We start from the raw sequence: 16250 nt of genomic DNA on the forward strand, positions 1-16250 counted from the left end.
ACAAACCCGCAACCGCCGGAGCCGACAATGCGCCAAGAACGCACCGTCCAAGCCAATATATTCGATCTTTTCGCCGAACACGAGATCGGCCGCGAGCTGAAAGCCATGTCGCAATGGCTGGATGAGCATCGTGATCTGCTCGGGCTGGTAGCGCAGGACCTGCGCCGCCACGGCGTCAAGGAGACCGGCCGCGAGGGCCTGCCGGCGGAGGCCGTGCTGCGTTGCGCCCTGCTCAAACAACACCGTCAGTTGAGTTATGAGGAGTTGGCCTTTCATCTGGAAGATTCCGCCTCGTTCCGGGCCTTTGCCCGGCTGCCGTGGGGGTGGAACCCGAAGAAGTCGGTCTTGCACAAGACGATCAGCGCGATCCGGGCCGGGACCTTTGAAGCGATCAATCGCGTGCTGTTGACGAGCGCCCGGCAGGACAAGGTGGAACGCGGCAAGGTCGTGCGCATCGACAGCACCGTCACTTCGGCGCTGATGCACGAACCGAGCGACAGTAGTCTTTTGTGGGACTGCGTGCGGGTGATGGTGCGGCTGTTGCAGCAGGCGGCTTCCTTGGGCAGCGCCATCTCATGGCACGATCACTGCCGCGCGGCGAAGAAGCGATCCCGGGCGATCCAATTTACCCGCGGTCGTCCGAAACGAGTTCAGCACTATCGCGCGCTGCTCAGGATCACGCGCACCACCTTGAGCTATCTCGAACAGGCGGCGGCGCAACTGCCCTTGGCGGCGGGCCCGGCGGTCGAACTCTGGCAGGCCCAACTCCGCCACTATAAGCCGCTGATCGAACGGATCATCGCCCAGACCGAGCGGCGGGTCCTGGCCGGCGAGGCGGTGCCGGCTGGCGACAAGCTGGTCAGTTTGTTCGAGCCGCATGCCGACATCATCGTCAAAGGCAGCCGCGACGTCGAGTATGGCCATAAGATCAATTTGACCACCGGCACAAGCGGGCTGATCCTCGACCTCGTCGTCGAAACCGGCAACCCGGCCGACAGCGAGCGCTTGCTGCCGATGCTGGAACGCCACATCGGCATCTGGGGCGAGGCGCCGCGTCAGGCGGCGGCCGACAGCGAGCGCTTGCTGCCGATGCTGGAACGCCACATCGGCATCTGGGGCGAGGCGCCGCGTCAGGCGGCGGCCGACGGCGGCTATGCCAGCCGCGATAATTTGAGCCGAGCCAAAGCCTGGGGCATCTGCGACATGGCCTTCCACAAGAAGTGCGGCCTCAGGATCGAAGACATGGTCAAGAGCCGCTGGGTCTATCGCAAGCTGCGCAACTTCCGCGCCGGCATCGAGGCCGGCATCTCCTGCCTCAAACGCGCCTACGGCTTGGGGCGCTGCACCTGGCGTGGGCTCGACCACTTCAAGGCTTATGTCTGGTCCTCGGTGGTCGCATACAATCTCGCCCTCTTCGCCCGCCTCAGGCCGACCTGACATCCCATGTCGCCAGCCAAAACCGGACCGGCGTGACGCCGGCAGTTGCCAATGCGCGCATGTCCACCAGAAATCCTGGCCGCCGCAATTAGCACCCATGAGCCACACCGCATGGCTTCAAAGCGGCCACCAAGCGGAACCCAAGTGCGCTGCAAGCTCAAGAAAACCAGCGTTTATGGACGGAAACTAGGCTAAAGGCCCGGCTGCTTGATATCGGCGAGAATGTTGATGATCGTCTGCTTGCGGTCGAGATTGTAGCCATCCGAAATGGTGAGCCGCTCGGTGATCTCGGAATAGAGCCGTGCCAGCCGCTCCGCCGCGGCGATTTGCCCCTCGCCGGCCGCCGCGCGCGCACGGTTCATGATGTCGTTGCCGACATGGCTGACGAAGAAATCGAAGATCGTGTCGCTTTCCCGGCCCGAAAGCGCGTCGGCCAGCCGAAGCATCGCCTTGCGGGCTGTCGGCCCCTCGGCGGAAAGCATCTCGTCGTAGGCGGCAATGATCTCGCCGCCGCCGTAGTTCAACAGTTTCAGCGCCTCGCTGACGCTGCCCTTGGCGGCCGAAAGCAGCGCCCCGCCCTCACCTGATATGCCGAGATGGGCAAGGGCAGCGACGAGCGCGTCATCGGCAAGCGGCGCCAGCTTCAGCGGCAGGCAACGCGAGCGGATCGTCGGCAGCAGCCGTCCCGGCGCATGCGACAGCACCAGGAACAGCGCCCGCTTCGGCGGTTCTTCCAGGATCTTCAGGATGGCGTTGGCCGCATTGCGGTTCATGTCGTCGGCCGGATCGATGATGACGATCCGCCAGTTGCCGGTGCCAGACGTTTGCGAGAAGAACTTGCCGGCGCGGCGCACCTCGTCGACCGTGATCGCCGATTTCACCTTGCCGGTCTTCTCGTCCACCGGCCGGGCAAGATGCAGCAGATTGTGCGAGGCGCCGGAGATGATCTGCCGGCTGACGGAAGAGGCTGGATCTGGATCGCCGATCGTCTCCCGCGCTGTCTCGGGATCGGGATGCGAGAGCACGTGATTGGCGAAACGGAAGGCGAGTGTGGCCTTGCCGATGCCCTCCGGCCCCTCGATCAGGATGGCGTGATGGCCCTTGCCGGATCGGTAGGACTGCGCAAGGAACGCCTCCGCATCCTCGTGGCCGAACAGCCTGGTATTTTCCGCCGGCCAGATGGCGCCGTCGAGCAGTCCTGGCCTCTCCTCACTCATGATAGGCCTCACTCATGGTGAGCGGCTTCCGGCATTCGCGCACGACCTGCCGGCGACAGCAGCTGTTTCACGATCGCCAGGATCTCGGCGGCGATCGCCTCTTCCGTCTGCATGGCGTTGACCACGTGGCAGCGCTCCGGCTCGCGGGCGGCGATATCGAGAAAGGCCTCGCGCCGTTTCTCGTGCGTTTCCAGCCGCTCCTTCTCGAAACGATCGGGACCGTCGGCCGCGGCCCGCTTCTGCGCCCGCTCCAGCCCGATTTTGGCGGGGATGTCGAGGATCACTGTGCAATCCGGCATCACGCCATTGATGGCGATGCGCTGCAGCGTCTCGATGAAGTCGGGCTCGAGATTGCCGGTGATGCCTTGATAGACGCGGGAGGAATCCATGAAGCGGTCGCAGAGCACGACCTTGCCTGCGGCCAAGGCCGGCCGGATCACCTCTTCGACATGGTCGTTGCGCGCCGCGGCAAAAAGGATCGCCTCCATCCGCGTGCCGAAGGCTTCGGCAGCCCCCGACAGCAGCACGTGGCGCACGGCCTCCGCGCCCGGCGATCCGCCCGGTTCGCGCGTCATCAGCACGTCATGACCTTCGCCCTTCAGCGCCTCGGCGAGGCGGCGGATCTGCGTGGATTTCCCAGCGCCTTCCCCGCCTTCAAACGTAACGAACAATCCCGTACCGGATGACAATGACAACTTCCCGCATTCCAGGCGCCGCACGCGCCCCGCTCCTTCTATCTATCCGAAGATATCGGGGAGGAAAACCTTTCGCCGCGGCGACATATTCACCTTTCCCGGCAAATTGTACCAGAAATCGGGCGTCAGACGGGCGCGGGCTGGTCCCAGAGCCAGGAGAAGAACAGCGATTCGCCGAGTTCCAGCATGGCATCGACCGCGCGGCTGCTGAGCGAGCCCTCGCCGACTGCCTGCACCGTATAGAGCGGCACCTCCCTGAGCAGCCGGCTGCCTGCGAAAATCCTGAGCGTGCCTGCCTGGCTATCCGGCTTGACCGGCGCCGTCAGCGGCCAGCGATAGATGATGCGCGCCGACAGCCGGTCGGGATTGCTGATCGGAATATAGACGCTGACCGGCGCCTTGGCGACGAGATCGACGGTGCGCGCCGTGCCGCCATAGACGCTGGCGGCGCCGATCACTTCCTTCTCGCCGAAGATCTGCCGGTTCTCGAAGGCCGTCAGCCCCCATTCGAGTACGCGCTTGGCCTCCTCCGTCCGCTCCTTGTCGGAAGCGATGCCGGCAAGCGCCAGAAACAGCCGCCTGCCGTCGCGCTGAACCGAAGCGACAATCGAATACCCCTCGCCCTCGGTAAAGCCGGTCGCAAGTCCGTCGGCGCCGAGGTCGAGCCCAAGCAGCGGGTTGCGGTTGCGCTGGAAAATCTTGTTCCACTCGAAATCCGGCTGCGCGAAATAGGGGTAAAGGTTCGGATAAGATTGCTGAAGGGCGGCGGCGAGCGTCACCATCTCGCGTGCCGTCACCTTGCTCTTGCCATCGGGAAGGCCGGTGGAATTGCCGAACTCCGCCTTCTCCATGCCGAGCTCGCGGGCACGCCGCGTCATCGACCCGGCAAATTGCTGCTCGCTTCCGGCCATGCCCTCGGCGAGGATGATGCAGCTGTCATTGGCGCCCTGGATGGCGACGCCCTTGATCAGGTCCTCGACGCGCACGCGTGATTTCAGGCTGGCAAACATCGTTGCCGTCCGCGACGGCGCGCCGCCTGTCCGCCAGGCATATTCGGAAACGGGATATTCGGTGTCGAGCGTGATCTGGCCCTTGGTCAGCGCCTCGAAAACCAGATCCATCGTCATCAGCTTGGCGAGCGAGGCCGGCGAAAAACCTTGATCCTCGTTTTTGGCGAGAAGCACCGTGCCGGTGGCGGCCTCTATCATATAGGCCTGCGCCGCCTTGGTGGCGAAACCGGCGCCACCGCCATCGGCTGCAAATGCGCCGGTGGTGAGCGACGTGAGGCATGCAAGCAGGCGAAGCATGGGCTTCAGCATCGCAATTTCCATTGATCGAGCGGCGTATGTCGGGAGGTTAGAACGCGAGGAAATCCGATGCAATTGCCAGTTCAGCGCGCGGCGAACTTTGACTGCTGGCGCTTGGCCGAGGCAAGGATGGACTCTTGGGTCAGCCCGTCATTGCGCACCATGACCGCGTCGAAGGCGAGATCGACGGTCACCGTCTTCACCTCTTCGTTCTGGTAGCCGAGCGCCAGCGAATTCTGGGGCCGCTCGTAGGGCATCGGACCGATCTCCGGCAGCACGACCATCTGGTCCATCGCCTGAGCGCCATTGTTGAAGGACGGCGCTGTTGGCGCGACCAGAACATGGCCAGCCGGTGCCTGAGCGGGCGCTGCGGCGCCTGCCGCATTGTTGCGGGCGCTCGGCGTCGAGCCGGCATAAGAGGTGGCCGACCTCGGCACCGGCACGTTGGCCGGCGTCTCGTAGTCTTCCGAACTCTGTAGCTGGTCGCGGGTGATCTTGCGGCTGTTGGAGGCGACCATCACGCCGGTTGCGATCTGGCCTTCCGGATTGACACCGGGAATGCGGCTGCCCTTCGGCGCGTAGGAGGCCATCAGATAGGGCATGTCGTGGCCGTCCATGCGGGCGCGGCCGACATATTGCACGCGCACCTTGCCGGTGCCGCTGTGCTGCAGATCCAGCATGTCGGCCGTCTTATTGGAAAGGTCGATGATGCGGCCTGCGTGATAGGGACCGCGATCGTTGACGCGCACGATGACGGAGGAACCGGATTCGAGATTGGTGACTCGCGCATAGCTCGGCAGGGGGAAGGTCGGATGTGCAGCGGAAAGATGCATCTGGTCGTAGACTTCGCCATTCGCCGTCAGGCGCCCATGAAAGGCCGAGCCATACCAGGAGGCGACGCCGACCTTGTTATAGGCGAAATCTTCCTTCGGATAATACCACTTGCCTTTCACCTCGTAAGGGTTGCCGACGATGTAGCGGCCGCCGCCCTTCGGGATATTGTTGCCGGTGGCGACCCGCGGGCTCGCCTTCACGCCATATTCGGATTCGGAGAAATATTCTTTGCCGTGGGATTTTTTCTTCGGCACCGCCTGCGTCGTGCCGCAAGCCGCAACCGTCGCACACATTGCCGAGATCGCCAGCCACCGTGCTGTCGTTGCGAAAGACGCCGCCCCGTAATCCAGTTTCATATGCCCCACGCCGCTCAAAGATCGTTATGGTTAAGGAACCCTGCCCATCTTGGGGCAATAGCGCCTTATTCCCGCCCGCCTAACGAGGCTTTAATCTTGCTAAGTTCGTGGCAAATTTACGAACGATTTCGCAGCGATAGCGACAATTCTAATGGTTATGGTTTATAAATCACTAACGGAAGCCCTTTCCGCCTGCCCTTCCGCCGCCGCAATGAGGCCCGAAATGATCGTGCCGATGCGGGGCATATGGTGAACATCCGGACGCTTCCGGACACCCCCAAAGCGCCATATTGAAACACGGCCGGCGCGTATTTGATACGCCTCAGCGGGGCGGCTCTCCCTTCTGTATGGGAACGAATTGTCCGCCGCAGGCTTTGAAGGTTTAGACCTTTGGAGGATAACCATGAACGATGAAACCCTGACGCGGCTCGATACCATCAGCCAGCAGTTGCACGCTCGATCTCGCGCTCTTTCCCAGCCGGATAAAGACAACGACATCGCAATCCTGATGTCGGCCCTCGCCGTGACGATGGAGGCGGTTCGATCTCTCGGCGAGGATATGAACCAGCTCAACGGTCCGAAGGGCCTTGGATCGGACGGAAGCTAAGTCCGTTGAATCTCCAGTTGTATGCCACCTTCTCATTGCAGTGCCGGCCGAGCTTCTATCATTGAGAGGTCAGCGGTTTTGCTTACGGCGGCGACCCCGGTCGAAATGCGCATAGTCTGCGCGAGAGATGCGCGTGGCATTTCGATAGCGGCCGAGTGGTGCAGATCTTCGTCGGACCAATTCCCCGTCAACCTCCGTTCTGCACCAGGAACTTAGTTTCATCGTGCTCATAACGCAGGCGCAGCAAGCTCAGCCTCCAGCGTCTGATTATCCTCGAACGATATCCATGGCCAAGGCAACTGCCCCTAAGTGCAATAGCGCGGATATTCGAATGCGTTAGGTTGCTTTCTGACGCCAAAATCTCTGTGACAGTTAGGGAGGCATGAGATGAGCGATAAAACGGGAAGGACGGATCTCAATAGTACCCGGCGCCAGATCCTGCTGGGCGGCGGCTCGGCAATCGCCTTGGCGGCATTCTGTCCGATCGCCAGCATTCCGGCGCTTGCCCAGGCAGGAGCAAAGAAGCCGAACATTCTTGTGATCTTCGGCGATGACATTGGCTGGTGGAACACCAGCGCTTACAATCGCGGTCAGATGGGATACCAGACGCCAAATATCGACCGTATCGCCGACGAAGGTGCGATGTTCACCGATCTCTACGCGCAGCAATCCTGCACGGCGGGGCGAGCGGCCTTTATTACCGGCCAAAGCTGTTTTCGCACGGGGCTGCTCAAAGTCGGCCTTCCCGGAGCCAAGGAAGGCCTGTCTGAGAAGGATCCGACGATCGCCGAACTGCTCAAGCCGCAAGGTTATGTTACCGGCCAGTTCGGCAAGAACCATCTCGGCGATCGAAACGAGTTTCTGCCAACCGTCCACGGCTTCGATGAATTCTTCGGCAACCTCTATCACCTCAATGCCGAAGAAGAACCGGAGAACCCCGATTACCCGAAGGATCCACAGTTTCGCGCAAAATTCGGACCGCGTGGGGTGCTGAAATGCAAAGCGAGCGAGACAGACGATCCGACCGAGGATCCGCGTTTCGGAAGAGTGGGCAAGCAGACGATTGAGGATACGGGACCGCTCACCAGAAAACGCATGGAAACCGTTGACGAGGAATTCCTAGGTGCTGCCAAGGACTTCATCGACCGCAGCGCCAAAGCCGAAAAGCCGTTCTTTTGCTGGTTCAACGCGACTCGGATGCATATCTATACGCATCTTAAGGCGGAGTCGAAAGGCAAAACGGGCTTGGGGATCGTTGCCGACGGCATGGCTGAATTCGACGCTATGGTTGGCCAGCTGCTCGACCAGCTCGACGAACTTGGCATCGCCGAAAACACCATCGTTGTCTGGACGACCGATAACGGTGCAGAGGTGTTTTCCTGGCCTGATGGCGGCACAACGCCTTTCCATGGCGAAAAGAATACCAATTGGGAAGGTGGTTACCGTGTGCCCGGGATGGTGCGCTGGCCGGGCGTTGTCAAACCGGGAACCGAGATCAACGAGATTGTTTCCCACGAGGATTGGCTGCCGACCTTGGTTGCGGCAGCCGGCGAGCCTGACATCGCAGCCAAGCTTCTGACCGGCTATGAAGCGGCCGGCAAGACATTCAACGTGCATCTTGACGGCTACAACCAACGCCAACTGTTTGACGGGACAGGGCCTGGGGCGCGCAAGGAGTATTTTTACTGGACTGACGAGGGGAACCTGGCGGGATTACGCTACGACCGGTGGAAGCTAGTGTTCATGGAACAACGAGCAGAAGGGTTGGACGTGTGGCAGGATCCTCTGATCACACTGCGATTTCCGAAATTAATCGACCTGCGCGCCGATCCGTTCGAAATTGCCCAGCATGCAGCGGGAGACTATGCAAGATGGCGCGTCGAACATGCCTTCGCGCTGGTTCCGGCCCAGGCATACGTGGCCAAACATCTTCAAACCTATGTAAAATATCCGCCCCGCCAGTCGCCGGGCAGCTTCTCGCTGGACCATGTGCTGGAGAAACTCCAGCGGGGTGGCGGACAGTGATCAGACGTTGACGAAGGCAAGGATGTCGCCGTGAATTTTCGGCGGCATCCCGACTATGATCGGAAAAAGATCGATGATTGCGAATGAGAACGGGCAAGCGACGACTATCCTCCAGCGAGCCAAGCACGAGATAAAGGAGTACGCCTTCCTCTGCGTCTATCTCTATGTCTGTTTCGCGGCAATCCTCCTCTACAAAATGGCCGTCCTCGGTGGTCAGGGTGTGGAATTTCTTGTGTTCGGCATACCCGCGATCAAGGCCCTCATTCTTGGAAAGTTCATCCTGCTCGGTCATACGATCGGCCTCGGAGAGCGGTCCGGTAGTTCGAGACTTCTCAGCGTCGTCGCCTATAAGGCGGCACTCTATCTGTCGCTGATCCTCGTCATGTCGCTTGCTGAAGAGTGCGTCGTTGGCTTCCTTCATGGCCGGGCACTCTCGGTTGTGATCGCCGACATAGCCAGTCGGCTGCCCGAACTCCTGGCTATGAGCGCAATCATGCTGTTGATCTTGATCCCTTATCTGGCATCGAGGGAACTGGGAGTGGCACTCGGCAAAGGAAGGCTTTGGAGTCTGTTCTTCGCACATCGCGAGGTGCAGTAATTTTACGCGAAGGCCGGCAAAGACGAGTTCTCTTCCAGACGTTGATGACGGCAACCAGCCGGGGTCAATTGAGTGAAGGTCTTTGCGAATAAATGATCAGTGAAGGTCGGATGCAAGGCAAAGCCATGTTGGAACCACCGATTGTGAAAGCGCGTGCGAGCGGTCGTATGTTATGGATCCCCGGCGGCGATTTCCTGATGGGCTCGGATCGCCACTATGGGGAGGAAGCCCCGGCGCACAGGGTTCGTGTCGATGGGTTCTGGGTGGACACATGCCCCGTGACGAACCGGGCGTTTTCCGCCTTTGTCGAGTCGACCGGCTATGTCACCGCGGCGGAGCGGCCGGCCAACCCGGCAGACTATCCCGGTGCGATCACGGAAATGCTGGCACCATCATCGGTCGTTTTCGTCAAGCCAAAGCCGCCCGTTGACCTGACGAACCACTACAACTGGTGGAAATATGTGCGCGGAGCAAACTGGCGGCATCCGCGAGGGCCGGCAAGCACGATCAAGGGGTTATTGGAGCACCCGGTCGTCCATGTCACCTTCGAGGACGCACAAGCCTATGCGGCCTGGGCCGGCAAGGAATTGCCAACCGAAGCAGAATGGGAGTTTGCCGCACGCGGAGGGCTTGAGGCGGCGGACTACGTATGGGGAGAGGAAATGTTGCCGGGCGGTCGGCATATGGCCAACACTTGGCAAGGCGAGTTTCCCGTCCAGAACAGTCGCGAGGACGGTTACGAGGGGACATCTCCCGTGGGGAGCTTTCCGGCCAACGGCTATGGTCTGTTCGATATGGTCGGCAATGTCTGGGAATGGACGACCGACTGGTATCAAGAGCATGGCATGATCGACAGCCCGTGCTGCACGATCTCGAATCCTGTCGGCGCTGAACTCTCGAGCAGCTATGATCCGCGCCAACCGCAGATCCGCATTCCACGCAAAGTCATGAAGGGCGGCTCGCATCTTTGCGCGCCCAATTATTGCCGCCGTTACCGGCCGGCCGCACGCATGGCGCAACCCGTCGATACAGCAACTTGCCATCTAGGCTTCCGATGTATTGTCCGCTCATAATGCAAACAGCGCCCCGCTGATTTCGCTGGCTGAGGGATTCAAATCGGAGATAGACAGCTTCATCGGCTACAAACGGCTGTGCTGGCCAAATAGGGACGCTTGGCGCCTCTGCCGCAATTTTCAGAAAGCTTGCGCCGGGAACGATGCGCGCGAAGCGTTCATATTCAACATGATCGGAAGCGGTGGGCCGCGCCTACGCTGCCGGTGGGCGATACCGAACCGACTTCGCCTTTTCCAAGGCTTCGATCGTATCCTCGACGCTGAGGAGGACGGTGGTCTCCATAGAGCTGAGCGCGCCTCCTGCGCCGATCGCAAGTGCGACAGCCGCCATCGACACGTTGTCAGGCGCCTCCCACAGATTCCAACCATCATGCTCGCCGAAGGCGTACCAGAACCCATGCAGCTTTCCGCCCACGGATTCAATGTAACTACGTGCCGCCTCTCGGCGATCCTCGGGCTTTTCGATCATCCGCGCCCAGGTCTCGGGCGTATAGCTGAAGCGTGTGAGATACATGGCCATGGTTTGTTCCTCCACCGGAACACGCAGTTAACGCCCAAGCAAAGGAGAACGCGAGTCATTTCCAGGGAGCGAAACGGGCCCCCTCGGTGTTCACGCTCGAATTTGTTCGCACGTCATGCCAGGATGCCTGCAAATGCTGCAGAGAACGTTGACGCTGCTATCAAAGCTGCTAAAAAGCCAGCCATCGAGTGATTGGGTAGCAAATCGGCAGCAACGGCCGGTTCGCAGAAATCGACAAAATGTAGATTTCTCGACCTTTTCAATCAGATGGAAGAGTGTCCGAGTGGTTTAAGGAACCGGTCTTGAAAACCGGCGTGCGGGAAACCGTACCGTGGGTTCGAATCCCACCTCTTCCGCCATATGCCGATTTTTCCGAAAATTCGCACGAGATCCATCCGTCATCGCAATCGTCATGAAGGTCGGCCTTCCCTGAGGGCAATAGATGAGTTTCACGCCCCCTCCTTTGCGTTGACGATCAGATGATATACAGGCAGCAACAGGACGCGACCGCCATTAACTTAAGAATGGGGTCGGGCGGCAGATTGACGTCACGTCGCTGCCACGAGATCACGTGGCCGTCCTCTGGTCGGCGTGCGCGCAGCTTGACCCTGCATGAGAGCAGCAGTCGCCTATCTCGACTGATTTGATATTATTGGGGCTGCAACGGCAAGGGAAATGACTTTGTCAGCAGCGCCCTAGGTCTTCGGGTTTCCGAGTTGGTATGCCCGGTGTCTTAAGCGGCCCAACAAGCGCGAGGCTCCTTTTATGATCGTTCAAGCTTGCATCAACGGCGCGCGGTCGAGCGATTTCCATCCCCTTCTTCCCCTAACGATCGATGCTATGGTGCGTGATGCCACGGCTTCGGTCGCTGCCGGCGCTGCGGAGCTCCATGTTCATTCGCGAGGAACCGATGGCAAGGAGAGCCTTGCCGCCGTCGACGACACTGTCGGCGCGATCCGCCGTGTCTGTCCGGGAACGCTGATCGGCGTGTCCACCGGCGCCTGGATCGAAGGTGATCGGGAGAAAACGCGGGAAGCCATCCGCCGCTGGCGTGTCCTGCCGGATTATGCCTCGGTGAACCTTTCCGATGACGATGCGCCCGGTGTCATGCAGCTCCTGCAGCAGAAGGGGGTCGGCATTGAAGTCGGACTGGCATCGGTCGCCGATGCGGAGCGCTACATCGGCCTCGATGATCATGAACGGGTCTTTCGCGTGCTCATTGAGCTCGATGACGAACAGGATTTGCAGCGCGCATTCGATATCGCGGACGGCATCATCAAGGCGCTCAGGGATAGCCGGGTCAATCGGCCCATTCTTCTGCACGGTTTCGACTACACCGTCTGGCCCTTCGTCAGGTTGGCGCGCGAGCGGCGCTACTCCACCCGTATCGGCCTGGAAGATGGCAAGCACCTCCCTGATGGGACGATTGCCAACGACAATGCCGCGCTGGTCACTGCGGCCGTTGCGATCTTCCGTGGCCACTCGATCTGATCCCGATGTGTCGGCGGTCAGGCGGCAGTTCGGAATCTCTTCGGCGCCACGGCCGGCATCGTCAAGGCGCAGAATGTTTCGAAATACGGGCTCGGCGATGCGGCCAAGTGCACGAAGACATGGAAGCGCGCCGAGCGCGCGGTTCAATCATTCTCATTCCATGATGCCAATGCAGCCTCATGAAGCCGGCTGCCCTGGTCGCAATCTTGACCGTCGCTCCTATCGGCAAATAAGCCGGACGCGGCCGACCTCAGTCGGTGATTGCCGAATAGCCATCACGAGAAGTACGCGTATATCAGGACGCCAATAGAGCCCCAGAAGACAAGCGGCGCCAGGATCATCCCCGCAACGATCATTTTAGTCACAGCAAAACTCCGACACCTCCACGCATGCCGAAGCAACCTATTGCATCGATGGGAAGTTGCTATGGGCACGAAGTCCGGGATGGATCGGACCTTGGTCTGAGCTGCGCTGGCGCGGGCTAACCGAAAACGTTCAGCCGCTCGATGAAGCGCCCCTTCTGAGCGTGGCGTTCACGGATCGAATGCAGGCGGCGGGTGAAATCGGCAGTGCCGCCATTTTGTTCTGCGATCGTCTTCAGGTCGGTGAGCAGGCTGGCGGCCTTGTCGTAGCCGGAAGCGTTGCGGCGCTCGATCTCGGTCTCGATCTCGCGCCAGACCGAATCGCCCCGCTGGATGATCGCGTTGAGCCGTGTGCGGCGGGCGCGGGCCTCTTCTGCCTCCTGCTTTTTTCGTTCCGCCGCCAGTCGCTCATTTTCCTTGCGCTCGCGGATGTGGCAAATCGCACCGGCACGGGCTTGCAGTTCCGCAACCGTGTACGCGGCGGCCGGCTTGGCTGCGGAGGACGCGGCGGAGAAGCTCCGGACGTTTTTCTGCAGCTCGCTTGCCACATGCGGATCGCCCTCGATCAGACGGGTAAGCATCATCGTCTTCTCATTGTCGGGCAAAGCGGCGACAAAGCTTTGGACGGCATCCGATGCCATCGAGCCGGCCAACGTCGTCTCGGCCGGGCGTTCGGCGGCCGCTGCAACGAGGTCGGCATCGAGACCGAAGAATTGCGCGAAGGCTTCAAGTGCATCTGTCATCGGACCTAGCCCCGGCAGTGGCGCCACCTCCTCCGGCCCGAGCGACTCCGCCTGAACAGCCATCAGCCACAGCAGATAAAAAAGCCTGAGATCACCGCCCAGCACGTCCGCGCGCAACGGCATCAGCGCCGCGAGCCAGCCCGGCCCCTCTTCCCAATCATCCTCGGATTCCACTTCCTCGCATATGATATCGAGGATCAGGTTTTCACCTGAGGTGGTAAGTTCGGCGCCATCGACCGCGCTGAGAAATCCGTCGAGCCGTCGCTGGTCGATGAGCCGCTTTGGAAAGCGGATCATCAGGCGCCTCGTCCCCCAATTGGCGAGGTAGAGGTGCAGGTCGAACCAGCGCTCCATGAGGTCGGCCGGATCACCCTTGAAGTCGCCCCATTCGTAGGAGTTGGTGAAGCTCGTGGAGGTGATCCGCGCCCGGGTCGATAGCTCCCGGAGGGACCGGCGATCCGCGTCGTTGAGGCGGCGGTCGATCGCTTGGAATTCGTAATATTGATATTCACTCATGGCCGTGGTGGTCGAGATTTCATCATGGACGAAGGCGGTTCCAGTCTGCGGCGCCGTTCTGTCTTGATCAGACCGGATGCAGTACGCCGTCAGTTTCTAGGATTCGCAGCGCCTCGGCAAGCGTCACCCCGGAATGGAGCCGCCACCATTTGCCCGTGTGCCGCATCCAATAGATATCGAACCGGTCTGGTCCCATGCGGTCGATGCGGGCGAAGGGGGCATCGAACTCTTCGCCGCGATTGTCCTCAAAGCCGGATCTGTAGCGCTGCATGAACCGATACCGATTTCCCGCCCATGAGCCCCTGATATCGATGACATAGTTCCACTCGGTCGGCCGGATTTCGGGCAGGAAGCGCGGCTTCAGAATATCGCGAATGAAGGCCTCGCAGGCTGCAATAATCGCCTGCTTCTCAAGATTGTCGGCCGGAGCCGGCTTCTCGATTCGCGTCCCGATCCATTGTCTCTTGCCGGCCATATGCTCAGCCCATTTTCATTGCTACCGAACTTTACCCTGCGAATTAGGCTGGATAATAGAATAACAAACCACTGAAAAAGCGAGCAGCGATGATGAAATTAGGCTGGCAACCACGGAAATGGCTCGAGAAAAAGAGCAAGCGCGGTAACCGCGGCTACCCCATGGGTACGATCGCCTATTATGGGCCTGACAACCGCCGCGCCAGCAAGGCCGCCGTCAGCATTATGCCGGCGCTGCATGCGGATCCGGTCGATCTGCGCCGATGGTTTGCCGAAACCGGCGACCTCAGGACGGACGAGACCGTTATCGCCGAGATCGCTGCATTCCTGCGCGAGAATGAAGTGAAATCGGTGGTGATGGCGGATGGAATCCTCGGGTGCCCCCACGAGGAGGGAATCGACTATCCTGTTGGCGAGGCGTGCCCGGAGTGCTCATATTGGAAGGGGCGAAACCGCTGGACCGGCAAGCTCGAGTCCAGTTGAATTCCCGGCGGCTTGTGCTCGCATGCCCATACCGGGCACCGATCATGCGCCTTCGGAATTGGTTCGGCGTCGATAAATCCCGGCCGCGATGGCGAGTGCGGCGATAACCAGTGCTGCCGCGACCGCGAAGGTCGTCCGCATACCTGAGGCAACGGCCTCGGGATGCGCCGCTGTGATATCGGGTGTTCCCGAAGAGAACGCGAAGACGGCGCCCATCACGGATGCGCCGGTAATCAGCCCGAGATTGCGCGACAGGTTGAGCATGCCCGAGATGACGCCGCGCTGGTCCGGTCGGACGTCCGCCATGACGGCAGTGTTGTTGGCCGCCTGGAACAGCTGATAGCCGGGTGTCAGCATGGCAATGGCGGCGATGTAGCCTGATATCCCGGGAAGCACGGCCATGGCGACGGAGGCTGCCGCCATGGCGAGGAGCCCTGCGACGACGACGAATGGGCCGTCCAGACGGTCGACCAGGCGACCGGCCGGGACCCCGCTCAAGATGGAGATGACGGGGCCGATCGACATGACGATGCCGACGAGCGCTTGATTGAGTCCGAGCGCATGGGAAAGGTAGAACGGCGCCACCACCAGCGTCGCCATCATCACAGTCGACACCAGCGCGTTCATCACGAGGCTGGCGGTGAGCACGCGATTGCGGAATACCGTCAACTGGATCAGCGGTGATGCCGCTCTCGCCTCGGCGAAGACGAACAAACCGGTGCCGAAGACGGCGGCCGAGAGCAGAGCGATGTTCATCGGCCCAAAGCGACCGTGCCCGATCGTCATCGCCAGCGCATAGGCCGAAAGCGTCAGCGCAAGCAACAGTGTGCCCGCCATGTCGAAGCCCTTCCGATCCGTCTTCCCCTTGCTGATATCGGCGGGCAGATGGCGATAGGCGAGAAAGAAGGTCAGAACGCCGAGCGGCACGTTGACGAGAAAGATTGCCGGCCATCCGAGCCCGGCGATCAGCAGGCCGCCGAGCGAGGGCCCAAGAGCGGTGCCGATCGCTGACATCGTTCCGAGCAGCCCCATGGCGCTCCCGGTTCTTTCTTTCGGCACCGTTTCGCCGACAAAGGCCATGGTCAGAGCCATCATGATGGCCGCACCCAGGCCCTGCACAGCGCGCGCGGCAATCATCAGCCATAACGTCGGCGCGACGCCGCAGAGGACCGAGGCCAGCGTGAAGAGCAGGATGCCGATGAGCAGCAGCCGGCGGCGGCCGGTGATGTCGCCGAGCCGTCCGACGCTGACGATCAGGGTGGTGATGGCAAGGAGATAGGCGAGAACGATCCACTGCACGTCCTGGAAGGCCGCATCGAACGCCTGCGCCAGGCTCGGCAGGCCGACATTGGCGATGCTGGTGCCGAGTGACGGCAGCAACATCGAGAGGGAAAGACTGGCAAGCGCCCATCGTACGGAGGGTGCCTGTTCGGCGATGGCCTCGCTTCGCTCTGCAATGATCGATTTCACCCCGTGAACTCCGTTTTCCCCGAATGGAACCGGTGAAAACCT

Annotated in this window: 15 protein-coding genes and 1 tRNA gene; 8 read left to right on the plus strand and 8 right to left on the minus strand. The window is 60.9% G+C overall.

Translation table 11 applies throughout. From position 1 onward, the window contains the following. The first annotated feature begins 27 nt into the window (after positions 1 to 27). Positions 28 to 1437, plus strand: coding sequence for an ISNCY family transposase (locus tag BA011_RS07720; RefSeq protein ID WP_065280002.1), 1410 nt, complete (start codon positions 28 to 30; stop codon positions 1435 to 1437). A gap of 191 nt (positions 1438 to 1628) precedes the next feature. Here BA011_RS07720 and BA011_RS07725 read toward each other — a convergent pair whose 3' ends face one another. From BA011_RS07725 to BA011_RS07740, 4 genes are all read right to left on the minus strand, one after another. Further along, a complete protein-coding gene (locus BA011_RS07725; protein WP_065280003.1) occupies positions 1629 to 2654 on the minus strand; it encodes a DNA polymerase III subunit delta' in 1026 nt (341 codons plus the stop codon). A gap of 8 nt (positions 2655 to 2662) precedes the next feature. After that, positions 2663 to 3343, minus strand: coding sequence for a dTMP kinase (gene tmk, locus BA011_RS07730; RefSeq protein WP_065280004.1), 681 nt, complete (start codon positions 3341 to 3343; stop codon positions 2663 to 2665). Between the two features lie 131 nt (positions 3344 to 3474). Then, positions 3475 to 4668, minus strand: a complete 1194-nt coding sequence (locus BA011_RS07735; RefSeq protein WP_065280005.1) for a D-alanyl-D-alanine carboxypeptidase family protein — start codon at positions 4666 to 4668, stop codon at positions 3475 to 3477. A 71-nt stretch (positions 4669 to 4739) separates the two neighbouring features. Then, positions 4740 to 5846: a septal ring lytic transglycosylase RlpA family protein gene (locus tag BA011_RS07740; protein WP_065280006.1), complete on the minus strand. Its 1107-nt coding sequence runs from the start codon at positions 5844 to 5846 to the stop codon at positions 4740 to 4742. A 403-nt stretch (positions 5847 to 6249) separates the two neighbouring features. Here BA011_RS07740 and BA011_RS07745 point away from each other — a divergent pair, with 403 nt between their 5' ends. The 4 genes from BA011_RS07745 to BA011_RS07760 all read left to right on the plus strand — a co-directional run bounded on the left by BA011_RS07745 (position 6250) and on the right by BA011_RS07760 (position 10149). Beyond that, the gene (locus BA011_RS07745) at positions 6250 to 6453 is read left to right on the plus strand and encodes a hypothetical protein (RefSeq protein ID WP_065280007.1); all 204 of its coding nucleotides are present in this window, start codon (positions 6250 to 6252) and stop codon (positions 6451 to 6453) included. Between the two features lie 387 nt (positions 6454 to 6840). Further along, a complete protein-coding gene (locus tag BA011_RS07750) occupies positions 6841 to 8478 on the plus strand; it encodes an arylsulfatase (protein WP_065280008.1) in 1638 nt (545 codons plus the stop codon). A 73-nt stretch (positions 8479 to 8551) separates the two neighbouring features. Next, the gene (locus BA011_RS07755; RefSeq protein ID WP_065280009.1) at positions 8552 to 9076 is read left to right on the plus strand and encodes a hypothetical protein; all 525 of its coding nucleotides are present in this window, start codon (positions 8552 to 8554) and stop codon (positions 9074 to 9076) included. Between the two features lie 110 nt (positions 9077 to 9186). Then, the gene (locus BA011_RS07760; protein ID WP_151343406.1) at positions 9187 to 10149 is read left to right on the plus strand and encodes a formylglycine-generating enzyme family protein; all 963 of its coding nucleotides are present in this window, start codon (positions 9187 to 9189) and stop codon (positions 10147 to 10149) included. A 193-nt stretch (positions 10150 to 10342) separates the two neighbouring features. Here BA011_RS07760 and BA011_RS07765 read toward each other — a convergent pair whose 3' ends face one another. Further along, positions 10343 to 10669, minus strand: a complete 327-nt coding sequence (locus BA011_RS07765) for a GYD domain-containing protein (RefSeq protein WP_065280010.1) — start codon at positions 10667 to 10669, stop codon at positions 10343 to 10345. Between the two features lie 269 nt (positions 10670 to 10938). Between BA011_RS07765 and BA011_RS07770 the strand changes: the two genes are divergently transcribed. Continuing rightward, positions 10939 to 11028: transfer RNA gene (locus BA011_RS07770), tRNA-Ser, on the plus strand. Positions 11029 to 11434: 406 nt separating this feature from the next. Beyond that, positions 11435 to 12160, plus strand: a complete 726-nt coding sequence (locus BA011_RS07775; protein WP_065280011.1) for a 3-keto-5-aminohexanoate cleavage protein — start codon at positions 11435 to 11437, stop codon at positions 12158 to 12160. A gap of 481 nt (positions 12161 to 12641) precedes the next feature. On the opposite strand, the gene BA011_RS07780 is transcribed toward BA011_RS07775, so the two are convergent. Further along, positions 12642 to 13781, minus strand: a complete 1140-nt coding sequence (locus tag BA011_RS07780) for a hypothetical protein (RefSeq protein ID WP_065280012.1) — start codon at positions 13779 to 13781, stop codon at positions 12642 to 12644. A gap of 67 nt (positions 13782 to 13848) precedes the next feature. After that, positions 13849 to 14256: a hypothetical protein gene (locus tag BA011_RS07785; protein ID WP_065280013.1), complete on the minus strand. Its 408-nt coding sequence runs from the start codon at positions 14254 to 14256 to the stop codon at positions 13849 to 13851. A gap of 89 nt (positions 14257 to 14345) precedes the next feature. Here BA011_RS07785 and BA011_RS07790 point away from each other — a divergent pair, with 89 nt between their 5' ends. Then, on the plus strand, positions 14346 to 14738 hold the full coding sequence (locus BA011_RS07790) for a hypothetical protein (RefSeq protein ID WP_237352600.1): 393 nt from the start codon (positions 14346 to 14348) through the stop codon (positions 14736 to 14738). Positions 14739 to 14780: 42 nt separating this feature from the next. Here the strand turns inward: BA011_RS07790 and BA011_RS07795 are convergent, their stop codons facing one another. Further along, the gene (locus tag BA011_RS07795) at positions 14781 to 16208 is read right to left on the minus strand and encodes an MFS transporter (RefSeq protein WP_065280014.1); all 1428 of its coding nucleotides are present in this window, start codon (positions 16206 to 16208) and stop codon (positions 14781 to 14783) included. Between the last annotated feature and the right edge of the window lie 42 nt (positions 16209 to 16250).

The sequence above is a fragment of the Rhizobium leguminosarum genome, assembly GCF_001679785.1.
In the GTDB taxonomy this organism is placed as follows: Bacteria; Pseudomonadota; Alphaproteobacteria; order Rhizobiales; family Rhizobiaceae; genus Rhizobium; species Rhizobium leguminosarum_R.

Coding starts and splice junctions, on each gene's coding strand:
- BA011_RS07720 (WP_065280002.1), top strand. CDS start 28: ATGCGCCAAGAACGCACCGTCCAAGCCAATATATTCGATCTTTTCGCC.
- BA011_RS07725 (WP_065280003.1), bottom strand. CDS start 2,654: ATGAGTGAGGAGAGGCCAGGACTGCTCGACGGCGCCATCTGGCCGGCG.
- BA011_RS07735 (WP_065280005.1), bottom strand. CDS start 4,668: ATGCTGAAGCCCATGCTTCGCCTGCTTGCATGCCTCACGTCGCTCACC.
- BA011_RS07740 (WP_065280006.1), bottom strand. CDS start 5,846: ATGAAACTGGATTACGGGGCGGCGTCTTTCGCAACGACAGCACGGTGG.
- BA011_RS07745 (WP_065280007.1), top strand. CDS start 6,250: ATGAACGATGAAACCCTGACGCGGCTCGATACCATCAGCCAGCAGTTG.
- BA011_RS07750 (WP_065280008.1), top strand. CDS start 6,841: ATGAGCGATAAAACGGGAAGGACGGATCTCAATAGTACCCGGCGCCAG.
- BA011_RS07755 (WP_065280009.1), top strand. CDS start 8,552: ATGATTGCGAATGAGAACGGGCAAGCGACGACTATCCTCCAGCGAGCC.
- BA011_RS07760 (WP_151343406.1), top strand. CDS start 9,187: ATGCAAGGCAAAGCCATGTTGGAACCACCGATTGTGAAAGCGCGTGCG.
- BA011_RS07765 (WP_065280010.1), bottom strand. CDS start 10,669: ATGGCCATGTATCTCACACGCTTCAGCTATACGCCCGAGACCTGGGCG.
- BA011_RS07775 (WP_065280011.1), top strand. CDS start 11,435: ATGATCGTTCAAGCTTGCATCAACGGCGCGCGGTCGAGCGATTTCCAT.
- BA011_RS07780 (WP_065280012.1), bottom strand. CDS start 13,781: ATGAGTGAATATCAATATTACGAATTCCAAGCGATCGACCGCCGCCTC.
- BA011_RS07785 (WP_065280013.1), bottom strand. CDS start 14,256: ATGGCCGGCAAGAGACAATGGATCGGGACGCGAATCGAGAAGCCGGCT.
- BA011_RS07790 (WP_237352600.1), top strand. CDS start 14,346: ATGATGAAATTAGGCTGGCAACCACGGAAATGGCTCGAGAAAAAGAGC.